This window comes from Imperialibacter sp., from assembly GCF_040222385.1.
In the GTDB taxonomy this organism is placed as follows: Bacteria; Bacteroidota; Bacteroidia; order Cytophagales; family Cyclobacteriaceae; genus Imperialibacter.
Window position 1 is genome coordinate 1 of sequence record NZ_JAVKDF010000004.1, and the last position, 13,648, is coordinate 13,648.

Consider the following 13,648-nt stretch of genomic DNA (forward strand, 5'->3'; position numbering starts at 1 on the left):
ATGAAACCTGGGTTCGCTCTCGCAGATAGGGTAGAGGGTGTCCACAAACTGCTTGATATAGGGGGAATCTTTGTGCTTTTCGTCAGCATCCTCACCCGTAAAGCACATAAGGTGCACAAACTCCTGTATGTCGTGATTGAACTGAAAGGACTGATAGGCCAGCGTGCCAGGCTCGTTATTTCTGATATTGTCGATAAAGCCACGTATCAGCTTTTCGGCTTCCTGCACATGGCCTCCTTTTACACGAAATTGAACCATTACGTAGAGCATCGCTGGTGGGTGTTTTAAGTTGAACTTGTATTCTAAAGATACAATTTTTTCCGCTGTCTTGTTACAATTCAAACTCCAGATAGGGCAGTAAGTTTAACATGTCCAGTGCCAGGAAAGTCAAATGTGTCATGATGATGGTGCAGAGCTGGGCATAGGCTGTGGCCATGATCGACAGCGAAACACCCATCCAGTTTTTCATTCGAAAGAAAGTGGTGTAGACCCAAATATTGTACAGAAGCACAATTACTGTGTAAACGGTTATGATGGCCGCCTTGGCATCCGGGAATAGCTGAAGAAATGGGAACATGATGACGATGAGTGCCAGCTGCTGGGCGGTTACATAAATGTTCATCACCAGGTGCTCCGAAAAATTGTCGCCAATGGGTTTGAAGAAAAGCCAGGTGGAAAAGGTATAGATAGGAATGGCAATAATGTTGATAAGGGTAGAATACTCGTTGGCAAAGTCCCAGAAACCAACGAAATGCATTTTGTACCAATGCCAGTCTTCAAAAAAGTTGTTTTCCTGAGCCACTTTGAAGATGCCGTAGCGGATAGAAAGAATGGTGGTAACAGCGCCAACCAACAGCAAGAACTTGGCTGGTACATAAAGACTGAGCCGCTTGCCATCGATATATCCCCTAATGGCTTGTCCCGGACGTATCGCTAGTTCTCTGAGGGTGCCAAACAGGCCCGTTTCGATATCGAGCGACGATTCGAAAGACTCCCCCAACAATGTTTTCATATCAAAGCGATCCACTTTGGCGCTTTGTGCACAATTCGGGCAAAAATTACCCTGGAACACCGTTCCGCAGTTTTTACATACCATCAGCCGTAAAATTAGCAAAACGGCTACTTAACTATCACGGTGACGGTATATTATGTGAGGCAAATATCGGCGGCATGACTTTTCTCCGGAAGGGCTCTATTTCATAAATAGACTAATAATTCCGACATTTTATCAACATAGCCACCTGTATAAATCCAGCCGCTATTTGATCCTCTTCCTTGTATCTTCGCTCTCTTAGAAAACCAAAAAACATTGAGGACATGAAGAGATTAATACTCCTGTTTATGGGTGTAAGTATGGTCTTGTCTCCGGCACTGGCTCAGGAAAACTTTCCTGTGAATGGTGCCCAGGATAAACGGCTGAATATTTATGCTTTTACGAACGCCACCGTGGTGGTGGATTATCAAACAACGTTAACGAATGCAACATTACTTGTGAAAGACGGCTTCGTGGAAGCAGTCGGAGCGAGTGTTGCCATCCCCAAAGGCGCCATCGTTACTGACCTTGGCGGAAAATTCATTTATCCTTCTATCGTAGACCCTTATACCAGTTATGGTATGCCTGAGGTGAAGCGGGGAAGGAGAAGCTTTATGGATCCTCCACAGCTTGATTCGGATCGCAAGGAAGCTTATGGCTGGAACGACGCCATCAAAGCCGACTTCGACGGAGCCAGCGAGTTTACCATCGATGCCAAAACAGCCGAGAAGTGGAGAAAGCAAGGCTTTGGCACTGTGCTGGCCTTCAGGCCCGACGGCATTGTGAGAGGAAGCGCCACCCTGGTGACGCTCAGCGATGGCCCGGTGAACGAAGTGATTGTGAAAGAAAGAGCAGCTGCCAACTACGCATTTGACAAAGGTAGCTCCACGCAGAATTATCCCAACTCAATCATGGGTTATGTGGCTTTGCTTCGCCAAACTCACTACGATGCTCAGTGGTACACCTCACCCCTCAACAAGGTGCAAACCAATGTGAGCCTTGAGGCATTCAATGCGCTTCAAAGCCTTCCACAAATTTTCGAAACTGAAAACAAGCTGAGACTTTTGCTGGCCGACAAAGTGGGCGATGAGTTCGGTGTTCAGTACATCATCAAAGGCTCTGGCGATGAGTACCAGCGCATCAACGAGGTGAAGGCCACGAAGGCTTCTCTGATCATCCCTGTGAACTACCCCGCTACCTACGATGTGGACGACCCTTACGATGCATTGAATGTGTCGCTTTCTCAGTTGAAGCACTGGGAGCTTGCACCTGCCAATGCCGCAACGGTGGCCAAAAACGGCATCACCTTTGCCTTCACCGCCAGCGATCTGAAAGACCCGGCTGACTTTTTGCCAAACGTGAGAAAAGCCATTAAGTATGGCTTGAGCGAGCAGGAAGCCCTGAAGGCCATTACTTACACGCCAGCATCCCTTGTGAAGGCCGCTGACAAAGTAGGCAGTCTGAAGAAAGGCATGCTGGCCAACTTCCTGATTACTTCAGGCAACTTGTTTGACGAGAAAACAGCTATCTACGAAAACTGGGTTCAGGGCAACAAATATGAGGTGACCGACATGAGCGCTCCTGATTATGCCGGCAACTATCAGTTGAGCTACTCAGGCAGCAGCTATACACTGGAGATTTCAGGCAAAGCAGGGTCACAGAAGGCTAAAGTGAAAGTGAACGACTCAACTTCTGTAGATGCCAAAACAACCATTGACGGGCAGAACATCAGCCTGAGCTTTCAGCCTGAAAAGAAGAAAGATGGAAACATCCGACTAAGTGGCTGGTTGAACGGTAAAAACTTCAAAGGTGATGGTCAGCTGGAAAACGGTGACTGGATCAAGTGGACAGCTACTTACCAGAGCGCCATTGAAGAGAAAGAGAAGAAAGAGGACGGAGACAGCGACAAAGCGCTTGATCTTGGTAAGATCATGTATCCTTTTGTCGCTTTCGGTAACGAAGAGCTTCCAACAGCCAAAACATACCTGATCAAAGGTGCCACGGTTTGGACGAGCGAAGATGCCGGCAAGCTGGAAAGCACTGACGTGTTGGTACAAAACGGCAAGATTGCGCAGGTAGGCAAGGGGCTATCGGCTCCGTCTGGCGCTGTAACTATCGACGGTACTGGCAAACACCTTACGCCCGGCATCATCGACGAGCATACGCACATTGCACTTAGCGGCGTGAACGAAGGTTCTGAAGCTGTTACTTCTGAAGTACGCCAGGAAGATGCGATTGACTCAGAAGATTCTGATATCTACCGTCAGCTGGCTGGTGGTGTGGTAGCCGCTCAGCTGCTGCATGGCTCGGCCAACCCTATTGGCGGCCAGTCGGCATTGATCAAGTTCCGCTGGGGAGCAGCGCCTCAGGACCTGCTGATCAAAGGTGCTGATAAGTACATCAAATTTGCTTTGGGTGAAAACGTGAAGCAGTCGAACCGACCACCCACCAGCAATATCCGTTTCCCTCAAACCCGTATGGGTGTGGAGCAGGTAATGGCGGATGCGTTTACAAGGGCCGGGGAATACGACAAAGAGTGGAAAGCTTACAACGGCCTTTCTGCCAAGGCAAAAGCAACAGCAGTGAAGCCAAGGAAGGATCTGGAACTGGATGCATTGGCTGAGATATTGAACAAACAGCGTTTTGTTACTTGCCACTCTTATGTGCAGCCCGAAATCAATATGATGATGAAAGTGGCTGAGCGCTTCAACTTCCGTGTCAATACATTCACTCATATTTTGGAGGGCTACAAAGTAGCGGATAAAATGGCCGAGCATGGCGTGGGTGGTGGTACTTTTGCCGACTGGTGGCAGTACAAATACGAAGTGCGTGAGGCGATTCCTTACAACGCTGCACTGATGACCATGGCCGGCGTAACGGTGGCCATAAACTCCGACGACGCTGAAATGGCCCGTCGCCTGAACCAGGAAGCTGCCAAATCGATCAAGTATGCCGACATGGGCGAGTTAGAAGCCATAAAAATGGTGACCATCAACCCAGCCAAACTACTTCACCTCGACAGCAGAATGGGCAGCATTAAAGCAGGCAAAGATGCCGACCTTGTGTTATGGAACGATCATCCGCTGTCAATTTATGCCAAACCAGAGAAGACTATGGTAGATGGCATTGTGTACTTCGATATTGAGAAAGATGCACAAATGAGAGACGCCATTCAGGATGAAAGAGCCAGGATTATTGCCAAAATGAAGTCAGCGAAGGCTTCTGGTGCTCCAACGCAAAGACCAAGCCGTCAGTACAAGCACAGATGGGATTGCGAAGACGAATACCTTGGCGACATGATCAAAGCTTCGCAGGAAGACTAATCGCCCACTTTAAAAGCTAAACGAGATGAAAAAATTGAAATATATAATTGCAGCCTGTTTGTTGATAGCAGGACAAGCCAAAGGTCAGGTACCTGAGCCGGTAGGCCCGCAGGAAAAACCTATCCTGCTAATGAATGGCACGGCGCATATTGGCAATGGCCAGGTGATCGGAAACTCATTTGTTACTTTTGAGAATGGTAAAATCACCAACGTGGGCGATGCCACCGTTGTGCGGTTAGACATGACGAAATTCGAAGTCATCAATATTGCAGGTAAGCATGTGTATCCGGGCCTGATCCTGCCTAATACAACCTTGGGCCTTGAGGATATCTCTGCAGTGCGAGCGTCTATTGACAGCGAGGAAGTCGGAGACCTGAATCCACACGTAAGAAGCCTCGTGGCCTATAATACAGATTCTGAAGTGATTGCTACGTTGCGCTACAACGGTATTTTGCTTGCTCAGAGCACCCCTCAGGGTGACCTGGTTACGGGCACTTCTTCCATTATGATGCTGGAAGGCTGGAATTGGGAAGATGCTCAGTACAAAGCCGATGATGCGATTCATCTGAACTGGCCTACCAAGACCTTTGGCCCACGCTGGTGGATGGGCGAGACAGAACCTCGCAAGAACCCCAATTACCAGTCGTCGATTGACAAGCTGGAGAAGTTTTTTGCAGACGCAAAGGCTTACAGTGAAGGACAACCTGCTGTGACCAACCTGAGGCTGGAAGCGATGAAAGGTTTGTTTACCGGCGCAAAAAAGCTGTTTGTTCATGCCGATAGGAGAGTGGAGATCATGGAAGGTATTCAGTTTGCCAAGGCGAGCGGTGCCACCAGCATCGTTCTTGTAGGCGGAACGGACGCTGCCAACTGCATCGACTTTCTGAAAGACAACGACATTCCGGTGTTGCTGACAGACGTGCACAGAATCCCGGGCAGAGAGGATGAAGACTATGACCTGGCCTACAAACTGCCAGCCATTCTATCTAATGCAGGTATCAAAGTAGGGTTGACTTATGAAACCCTTCATGGCTCAAGGAACCTGCCTTTCACAGCAGGAACAGTAGCAGCCTATGGCGGTATCAGCAAAGAGGAGGCTCTGAAGATGATCACCTCTAACACTGCTCAGATACTCGGTATCGATAGTACAACCGGTACGCTGGAAAATGGCAAAGATGCCAATATCGTGGTGTCTGAAGGCGATATTCTCGATATGCGTACCAGCAAGGTGACCAGTGCCTTTATTATGGGCAAAGGCATCATATTGGATGGCAAGCAGCAAATGCTGTACGACCGCTTCAAGCGGAAGTATGAGTCTCAGAAATAGATCACATTGGTGATAGTAGTGAAAGGCCTCAAGAATGCTTGAGGCCTTTTTTTGTGCCTTATTAAAAGATATAAATTTTTTATTCACCAACAGCAACTATTTTTGCGCCCGCTCGTCATTGTGATATTATTATCATTCTGTTAAGATGTTAAAATTAGTTTCTGCTATTGTCCTTTTCGCATCGGCATTTCCCGTTTCTTCGGATGAAACCAATGCGCCAGCCGAAGTAGCTTTCAAGCAGGTGTACGCCCGGGAAAACATTACCCTTCATGAGCGGCCTATTGTTAACAGATATGGTGTTGATGTTCGGGAGGTGAAAGCTGTCTTTACTGCCAGGAGTAGTTCTGCGGTGGTGGTAGAAATGCTGAGAAATGCTGATAAGGGAATGCAGTGGAATATCGGCGCCGGTGCCTACGATGTGCTCAACAACGAGAAACACACCTGGGTCACATATATTGAATACGACCTGCCCTGGCCACTGAACGACCACGATGCTGTGCTTCGCCACTCTCTGGTAGAGAAGGGCAGTATTATTGAGGTGGCTATTGAAAGTGTAGAAGATGTCCTTCCTTTGAAGAAAGGCGCCGAAAGGATGGAACAGGTACAGGGAAAATGGACGATCCGATCTTTGGGATTTGACGTAGTCGAAATCAGCTATCAGGTCAGCACCAAGCCAAGCGCCGTACCACGGCTTATCACAGATCCCATCGTTCACTATCAAATGACCAAGTCGATGAGCGCTCTCAGGGAGTTGCTTGAGCAAACAACCATTTAGTCGCTACATCCAGTATCCCGCACAACTCATCATTGTAAATCGACGGTTCAGCATTTCTTTGTGGTATAGTCACTTTTTGCGGCGTTTCTTTGATCAAAAGGAAACGATATGGAAAAAGCGATACTTATTTCTCACGCCTCTGCAGGTGCACTGGTGCTACTCACCGGCCTGCTCAACTTCATTAGCAAGAAGGGCGGCAATCTCCACAAAAAGCTGGGGATAGCGTATGTGCTGGGAATGGCCTGGATATTTGTTTCTGCCATACTTATCATCGCTTTCTATCGGTTCAGTGCCTTTCTCATGGTCGTAGGGGTAGTGAGCTTCTACGCCACTTTCACTGGCTATAGGGTGACCAAACGAAAGAAGCTGGGAGAGCACACCTGGGTTGATCTGAGTGCTTCGGGACTTACCATGGCTTTTGGTATCGGATTGGTGGGCTACGGATTCTATGTGGGAAGTGTCGCTGGTTTTGGAGTGTCTTTGGCTATCCTCAGTTACATTTTCGGTTTTTTCACTGCTTTTGCTGCCTACAGAGATTTGGCTTTTTTACTAAAGCCGAAGGAAGAGACCTATAAACTGTGGTGGTTGCGCCAGCATATCAGTGCCATTGGTGGCAGTTATATTGCAGCCATTACAGCTTTCGCAGTGCAAAACGGTGACCGTATCATGGGAGGTTCGCAGTATCAATGGCTGCTTTGGCTTATCCCGACCGTGATTTTTACACCTGCGATCATTTTCTTTCAGCGCAAGTTTAAAACAAGGAAGGAACACATTACCGTATCTGCTGGGGCATAAATTGGAGGCTGCCTCAAGGCATTGACTATAAGCCAGCGGTGGAGACAGCCTCACATTGCTTAAATCACGTTTGGCAGGTCAGCTACCAGCTTCCATTTATCTTCCCTGGTCAAAACCAGGAGCAGGGTAGAAACAAACGTCATTTTACTGCCTTTAAAGCTCACCAGAGCGCTGGCTGTATTTCCGTTGATGCTCACATTGGAAATAGTTACCTCCCTTTTGTCGCCACCAAATTCTTTGCTTTTTATTTTGGCGAGGTAAACTTCCCGGGACATGATGGCCACACCCTCCGAGCCAAAGAGGCGGTTCATCACCACCCTGAAGTTGGTGTCCAGTACTTCTTCAAGGATAATCGGATCCTGATAATCGGCCGCTGTTGCGAATTGCATGACCGTCTTTTTCACCTCTTCCACGCCAGTTTCCTGGCCCTGAGCAATGCTAAATACCATAGTGCCAAATACGGTCATCATAATGTTTGAAATGTTTGTGTTCATGATTAGAAATTGTTAGAGCTTTATAATTGAATTGTTGTTTGTGTTCGCATGACCGAATGATGCTGGAAGTCATCTTCCAGGCTAAAGCCATTAATAGGAGTAGCTTTTGCCAGGCCCTAAATCCTTGCGGTAGGCGTCAATTGCCTCTATAGGCAATGAGAACCTGATGACTGTCCCATCTTCACTTTCCAGGCCTTCAATAACGTCGACCAATACGGGAGCTCCGAATGTTTCAATAGGCCGATAGTCTCCCGGCTCGACAACAAAGTGTTCTTTCACTTTCACCAATTTGTTGACCACGCTACCCATGATGAGGTAGGTGTTCTTCAACTGATCCGCCTCGTTGAAGCCCATGGCCATCCAGCCCGTTGTCGGGGCTTTCATTTCGAATTGCACCCGGTTGTTCTCGTAGGCCCAGGTGACTTCCATTCCGTTTTTGCGAATGCTGTTGGTTTGAACAGAAGGGGTGGGGTTAAACAACATTGCCACAGCGCCGCAAAGGATTCCGATGCTTGTAATTATTATTTTCATTACTATCAATTATTGATATATCAATTATTTAGGTAAATTTTTTTTAAATCATATTTCCCTGGATTCTTAAAAGCATACCTTTCAATTTGTTTACCTCTTTCTTAGAAAACCCTTCCAGGCTCTTGGCCCGGTGACTTTGCACCAGATCCATATGCTTATTGATGAATTTTTGTCCTTCTTTGGAAACAGTAATCATGTATTGTCTTCTATTGCCCTCTATGGCTTCCCTTTGAATAAGTCCTTTCTTTTCCAGTAAATCGAGCATTCTGGTGATGGAAGCCGGATCTTTAATAGACTTTTCGGCAAGGTCACGCTGAGAAAGACCAGGGTCTGCTTCGATCACTTTTAGCAATACCCATTGGTCGACAGTGATGCCTGCACCTCTCTTATCCAGCTCCTTTTGGGAGTATTGTTTGGCCAGCTTGTTGGTTTGGTCGAGCATGAAGAGCACAACTTGCGACAAATCATCTTTCATTATTGATACATCAATTATTGATATTCAAATTTAGAGATGATCTGCTTAACGAGAAAGTTTTGAAAAGGTTATTTTACCGGCTCCCGCAAAATTGTCTTTAATTTTTCCGGGGCTGTTTTCCTGAAGTCCGACAGATAAATCTCATGGTGCAGGCCGTTCCGTTTCAAGCCATTGGCTTCAATAAACCCCTGTAGTTTACCCAGGCTTTCGGGCTCTTGATCAAACGGGCCAACATGGAGGATTTGCACAACATTACCTTCGTTCATTTCAAAGTGCTCTACCTGCCTGGCGACTGTCAGCCCTTTTTTGCTAACAACATTGGATGCTGCAGTGGTAATATTCTCTTTTTCCACAAACTCTGGCATCCTTATGAGCAAACGAAACATCCACTCTGACCTGGGGATTTTGGTAGGAGCATCTGTCATGGATACCCCGCCATACTTGTCTTCATCAAACCACCATTGCCCTTCCAGCTTTGGCACCACGAAGTCTTTTCCCGCAACTTTCCACTCAAATTTAATGGTGTAGGCGACCGAGTAGAGAGCTTCTATGCACTCAGCAAAACCTTTTGATGACGGATCGCCCTGGCCTGCAATAGCCAGGTATTGCATAGGTGCCAGTTTCAATAGCTCAGGCTTTTGTTTGGCTGTATAATATGTTTTGTCAGTTTTGGAGAGGTCAATCTTCGTCATTGCTGCGCTTCGATGTTATTGGGGATAAGAAAACCCAGGTCACTGACAACGTTGTGTCAGTGGGAATCAGTTTTTTTCTCACATTTGTTAGCGAGCGACTCAAGAACTTTGGTAAGGAGAGTAGAAAGGGTGGGGTCCGTAATTTCTCCTTCAAGTGAAAATCGTTGCCTGATGGCCGGAATGGTTGAGGTGGTGCTTTCATCAAAGTCTGCGTTTTGGGCTTTCAGTGTGAGGAGCAGCGTGGAGAGCGCATTTTCGCCTCCCATCATAGATGGAGAGTAGCTCAAAGCTGCCAATGGCTTGTGATATACTTCACCACTACCTACCAGCCAGTCGAGGGCATCTTTTAGCACACCAGGCATTCCAAAGGCGTACTCCGGCGTGCAGATGATGACGGCGTCGGCTTGCTTCCATAGATTTCTCCAATGAAGAACATGCTTGTCGGTAGTGGTGTCCGACTGTTGAGGGTTAAAGTGTGGAATACCGCCAAGGCTTTCGAAGATAGCGAATTGAAAGCCAGGGCCGGCGAGCCTTTCAATAGCTTGTAGAAGCCTCCCTGCGGTTGCGCTAGGGTTGATACTACCTGAAATCGCCAATACTTTCACCGTCTTACTTTTCATAAACGCAAAAATGAATGTAGCCGACAAATTGATTTGTCGGCTAAAAATCATGTCAACGAAAACTCTTCTGCATAAGTTGACTATTCGTATCGCAAGGCATGACTTGGATTCACCGTTACCGTTTTTAGTACGGCGAGCGTCACACTCAAGCTGGCGATAGCAAGGATAATGGCGATGGTGATGGCATAGGGAAGTAGGCCGATGGGCACTCTGTAGGCGAAACCCGCCAGCCATTCGTTCATGGTGAAATAGGCAACTGGCAAACCGAGTACGAAGGCAATGGCAATCAGCTTCAGGAAGCTGAAATTTTCCTGCCAAAGTAGATTGCCAACAGAAGCTCCGAGGATCTTTCTTACGCCCATTTCCTTGGTGCGCTGCACCATCATCAAATAGGCCAGACCAACAAGTCCCATGGCGGCAAGTAACAAGGCAATGCCTGCAAAGAGATTAAATACCCTGAGTGCCTGTTTTTCTGCCGTGTAGAGTTGCTGGTTCTTCTGATCCATAAAATACGCTTCATAGCCAAATTTTTGGTCAAAGCCTGTGTAAATCTTGCCAATCTCGGCAACAGCCTGCTGGATATTTCCGCCATTTAGTTTTACAAGCAGAAAGTTGAGTTCGTCGTAATCGACAGTGATCAACAGGGGCTGAATGGGCACATGTAGCGACTGAAAATGAAAGTCTTTTACGATGCCAACCACGATACCGTCAAGCACAGCATCCTCGTCATCCCAAAGGAGTCGGCTACCCAGAGGGTCGGCCAGACCAAGGCCTTTTGCTGCAGTTTCATTCAACATGTAAGACCTGCCAAGGGAGTCCATGCCGTTCGACTTATCAAACCACCTTCCTGATAACAGTTCCAGGCCAAGTGGAGCTTTAGCATCGAAATCCATCCCCATTTCTGACACATCCACATTGATGTCGGGTGCGCCAATTTGAAAGATGCCATTTTGATTGAATTGGGTGCCCGGAAGGTTGGATACCGCTCCCATGTCGATGACGCCGGGTACCTTGCTGATTTCATTTTTCATAGCCTCCAGGCTTTCCACCACATTTCTGCTTTTGAGTTCTACCACGAGCACCTGCTGATCGTCATAACCCAGGGGCACCTCCTCCATGTATTTTACCTGCGACACCAGAATGGTGCTGCCAAAAATGAGAATGGCCGAGACAGAAAATTGAATCACTACCAGCGTCTTCCTTACCCAACTGCTTTTGGTACCGGTCACAAATTTACCTTTTAATATTTCGCCGGCTTTGATTCGGGATACCGTGAGGGCCGGATACAGGCCAGCGATAGATCCGACAACAACCACTACTAAAAGGCCAAGAAGTGTATTGAGCGTGGTGAACAGATCACTGTAAACAAATGGCTTTCCGGTTAGGTTTTTGAAGCCGTCGAAAGCCAGCAAGGCCAGCAAATAGGCCAAGCCTAAGGATAGTAAACAGGTGAAAATGCCTTCGGATAGAAACTGCCAGGAGATACCCGTTCTATTGGCTCCGAGTGTTCTTCGCACGCCTACCTCTTTGGCCCTTTCGAAAGCCCTAGCCGTGGAGAGGTTGATAAAATTAATAGAAGCGATAGCCAGGATAAAGGCAATGGCTGCAAAAAGGATGTAAACGTAAACAACATTGCCATTGGCTTCCAGTTCCCAGCGGATATGCGACTTGAGATGGATGTCAGTGATGGGCTGCAGGTCGAACCTAACTTCACCACTTTCAAAGCCAGCGTACCACTGGTCGCTGATATGACCATTGCGATGCATCCACTCTGGGATTTTCTGTTGCAGTGCCAGGGCATCAGCTCCAGGCTGAAGCTTTAAATAGTTGAAATGGCCGTAGTCGTCCCATTGAAACCAGGAGTCCGTTGGATCCATGTATTTCAAAGTGACATAGGAGATGATGAAATTAGGGTGAAAGTGTGAAGTAACCGGCGCATCTTCCATGATACCTGTGATCATAACTGGGTGGCCTTCGGCATCTACTTCAAGCACTTTTCCGAGGGGATTCTCGTCGCCAAAGTACTTTTTGGCCATCGAAGACGAGATGATCATGCCGCCTATTTCTTTCAGTGCAGCATCAGGGTTGCCCACCAATAGTTTAAAGTCAAAAACCCTGAAGAAAGTGCTGTCGGCAGCATAGCCATCAGGCTCCCGGAACATGACATCTTTCTCGGGGTTTCGGATATACATGGACTGCTTGGTGAGTCCAGGCCCATAAAGAGGGGTTAGGGAAACTGCCGCTTCCACTTCAGGAAACTCTTTCACCATCTCCAGTGCCATGGGGTGAGGCGTGCGGGTTTGCGGATTACTCGACATGAAAGCGATCCGGTATATGTCCTCGGCCCTTTGATGAAATCTGTCGTACGACAGTTCAAGCTGGATGTAAATGAAAATGAGCATGGCGCTGGCCATTCCTATGACCAGTCCTGACATGTTGATGAAGGTAAAGGCCTTCTTTCTTGTCAGGTTTCTAAAGTAAACTTTGATGAAGTTGTTGAGCATGATACCTGTGATTTGTAATGAACCAAAAGTACCTTGCGTAACGTGGTTTTGACGTATGTCGGCCTCATGTCGGCGTTCGAGATCATCATGTCGAACGTCCCGATCCCTGTATTGCGAAGGAGTGAGGCCAGTAAATTTCTTGAAAACGGTATTGAAGGAAGACTTCGACATGTAGCCGACCATTTCACCTATCTGCTCAATTTTCAGTGCTTTGTTATCCTCTTTACGAAACAGCTTTTTAGCTTCCAGCACCCGGTGGTAGGCCATCAGGTCAAAGAAACTCATGCCTTTGGTTTCGTTGATTACCTGCGAGAGTTGATGCGGCGATGCAAACACTTTTTTGGCAAGTCCGGCTAAGGAGGCATTGGGATCCAGGGCATATTTCTTTTCCGTCAGCTGGTGATCCAGTGCATTCATGATCCTGTATTTTTCAGGCTGATCGAGAGAAGAGCTGCCGTATTTCTGCTCGCTTTTTAGTGGTTCATGTGCATCCGGGCCAGAAAAGTACCAGGCCGATTGAGTGGAGAGCGCAAAAGCGCAGATGATGAACGGTAATTGTGAGGATGCCGAGGGCCAGATTTCCGATAGAACTACCGATATAATCATAGCGGCCACCATCAGGAAAAAGAACTTCAGCCAGATCACCTTTTTACTGCCTGAGCCTGGTGTGTCGATGCCTTTAAGCCTGGAACAAAGTAGGTAGGTTTTGCTAAGAGTGTAAGCTTCCCAAGTCAAAAAGATGGTAGCCACGAGGCTAGCGACTAACGGGACAAAATAAATGACAATGCCTACTAACAACGAAGGCAATAGCTGCAGTGTGTATGACTTGGGAATTGGCTTTTCGAAAAAGCTAAGCAGCAAGCCCCTGAAAAGAACTGGTGCTGGCAAAACCAGGTAAACACAGAGCGCTGGCCCAAAGTAGAAAATCAGGCTGAGGATCGTTAGCCAAGCCCAGGCATAGGTGAGCCACTGTGCGTAGGGAATGGCTCTTTTTCGCAGGGCACCAAAAGCAAGCATCGTCATTTGCCCAATGGCGATTAGCAGAATAATTTCGGAGTATCCTAAGTTTGGCATTTTCT

General features: G+C 47.4%; 12 protein-coding genes. 4 read left to right on the forward strand and 8 right to left on the reverse strand.

The window, feature by feature from the left end; translation table 11 throughout:
* Both RIG68_RS00835 and RIG68_RS00840 read right to left on the reverse strand, forming a co-directional pair.
* Positions 1-270: putative quinol monooxygenase (locus RIG68_RS00835; protein WP_350117791.1), on the reverse strand; the 270-nt coding region annotated here is incomplete at its 3' end.
* A gap of 61 nt (positions 271-331) precedes the next feature.
* Entirely contained in the window at positions 332-1,012 is a 681-nt protein-coding gene (locus RIG68_RS00840; RefSeq protein WP_350117792.1) for a DUF3667 domain-containing protein, read from the reverse strand.
* A 305-nt stretch (positions 1,013-1,317) separates the two neighbouring features.
* On the opposite strand from RIG68_RS00840, the gene RIG68_RS00845 reads away from it, so the two are divergent.
* The 4 genes from RIG68_RS00845 (at position 1,318) to RIG68_RS00860 (ending at position 7,253) form a co-directional block, all read left to right on the forward strand.
* Complete coding sequence (locus RIG68_RS00845; RefSeq protein ID WP_350117794.1) at positions 1,318-4,356, forward strand: amidohydrolase family protein; 3,039 nt, start codon at positions 1,318-1,320, stop codon at positions 4,354-4,356.
* A 25-nt stretch (positions 4,357-4,381) separates the two neighbouring features.
* Positions 4,382-5,683, forward strand: a complete 1,302-nt coding sequence (locus RIG68_RS00850; RefSeq protein ID WP_350117796.1) for an amidohydrolase family protein — start codon at positions 4,382-4,384, stop codon at positions 5,681-5,683.
* A gap of 145 nt (positions 5,684-5,828) precedes the next feature.
* Entirely contained in the window at positions 5,829-6,458 is a 630-nt protein-coding gene (locus tag RIG68_RS00855) for an SRPBCC family protein (RefSeq protein WP_350117799.1), read from the forward strand.
* A gap of 108 nt (positions 6,459-6,566) precedes the next feature.
* Positions 6,567-7,253, forward strand: a complete 687-nt coding sequence (locus tag RIG68_RS00860) for a hypothetical protein (protein ID WP_350117801.1) — start codon at positions 6,567-6,569, stop codon at positions 7,251-7,253.
* Positions 7,254-7,312: 59 nt separating this feature from the next.
* On the opposite strand, the gene RIG68_RS00865 is transcribed toward RIG68_RS00860, so the two are convergent.
* The 6 genes from RIG68_RS00865 to RIG68_RS00890 form a co-directional block, all read right to left on the reverse strand.
* The gene (locus tag RIG68_RS00865; RefSeq protein ID WP_350117803.1) at positions 7,313-7,747 is read right to left on the reverse strand and encodes a nuclear transport factor 2 family protein; all 435 of its coding nucleotides are present in this window, start codon (positions 7,745-7,747) and stop codon (positions 7,313-7,315) included.
* A gap of 90 nt (positions 7,748-7,837) precedes the next feature.
* The gene (locus RIG68_RS00870; protein WP_350117805.1) at positions 7,838-8,278 is read right to left on the reverse strand and encodes a DOMON domain-containing protein; all 441 of its coding nucleotides are present in this window, start codon (positions 8,276-8,278) and stop codon (positions 7,838-7,840) included.
* Positions 8,279-8,321: 43 nt separating this feature from the next.
* The gene (locus tag RIG68_RS00875) at positions 8,322-8,753 is read right to left on the reverse strand and encodes a MarR family winged helix-turn-helix transcriptional regulator (protein WP_350117807.1); all 432 of its coding nucleotides are present in this window, start codon (positions 8,751-8,753) and stop codon (positions 8,322-8,324) included.
* 68 nt (positions 8,754-8,821) lie between these two features.
* Positions 8,822-9,445, reverse strand: a complete 624-nt coding sequence (locus RIG68_RS00880) for a GyrI-like domain-containing protein (RefSeq protein ID WP_350117809.1) — start codon at positions 9,443-9,445, stop codon at positions 8,822-8,824.
* A gap of 56 nt (positions 9,446-9,501) precedes the next feature.
* Positions 9,502-10,065: an NADPH-dependent FMN reductase gene (locus RIG68_RS00885; protein WP_350117811.1), complete on the reverse strand. Its 564-nt coding sequence runs from the start codon at positions 10,063-10,065 to the stop codon at positions 9,502-9,504.
* A gap of 80 nt (positions 10,066-10,145) precedes the next feature.
* Positions 10,146-13,643 (reverse strand): ABC transporter permease, encoded by a 3,498-nt coding sequence (locus RIG68_RS00890; protein WP_350117813.1) that lies wholly within the window; start codon positions 13,641-13,643, stop codon positions 10,146-10,148.
* Positions 13,644-13,648: the final 5 nt, after the last annotated feature.

What these genes read in the sequence shown, in the direction of transcription:
- RIG68_RS00840 (WP_350117792.1), bottom strand. Translation starts at nt 1,012, where the DNA reads ATGAAAACATTGTTGGGGGAGTCTTTCGAATCGTCGCTCGATATCGAA.
- RIG68_RS00845 (WP_350117794.1), top strand. Translation starts at nt 1,318, where the DNA reads ATGAAGAGATTAATACTCCTGTTTATGGGTGTAAGTATGGTCTTGTCT.
- RIG68_RS00850 (WP_350117796.1), top strand. Translation starts at nt 4,382, where the DNA reads ATGAAAAAATTGAAATATATAATTGCAGCCTGTTTGTTGATAGCAGGA.
- RIG68_RS00855 (WP_350117799.1), top strand. Translation starts at nt 5,829, where the DNA reads ATGTTAAAATTAGTTTCTGCTATTGTCCTTTTCGCATCGGCATTTCCC.
- RIG68_RS00860 (WP_350117801.1), top strand. Translation starts at nt 6,567, where the DNA reads ATGGAAAAAGCGATACTTATTTCTCACGCCTCTGCAGGTGCACTGGTG.
- RIG68_RS00865 (WP_350117803.1), bottom strand. Translation starts at nt 7,747, where the DNA reads ATGAACACAAACATTTCAAACATTATGATGACCGTATTTGGCACTATG.
- RIG68_RS00870 (WP_350117805.1), bottom strand. Translation starts at nt 8,278, where the DNA reads ATGAAAATAATAATTACAAGCATCGGAATCCTTTGCGGCGCTGTGGCA.
- RIG68_RS00875 (WP_350117807.1), bottom strand. Translation starts at nt 8,753, where the DNA reads ATGAAAGATGATTTGTCGCAAGTTGTGCTCTTCATGCTCGACCAAACC.
- RIG68_RS00880 (WP_350117809.1), bottom strand. Translation starts at nt 9,445, where the DNA reads ATGACGAAGATTGACCTCTCCAAAACTGACAAAACATATTATACAGCC.
- RIG68_RS00885 (WP_350117811.1), bottom strand. Translation starts at nt 10,065, where the DNA reads ATGAAAAGTAAGACGGTGAAAGTATTGGCGATTTCAGGTAGTATCAAC.
- RIG68_RS00890 (WP_350117813.1), bottom strand. Translation starts at nt 13,643, where the DNA reads ATGCCAAACTTAGGATACTCCGAAATTATTCTGCTAATCGCCATTGGG.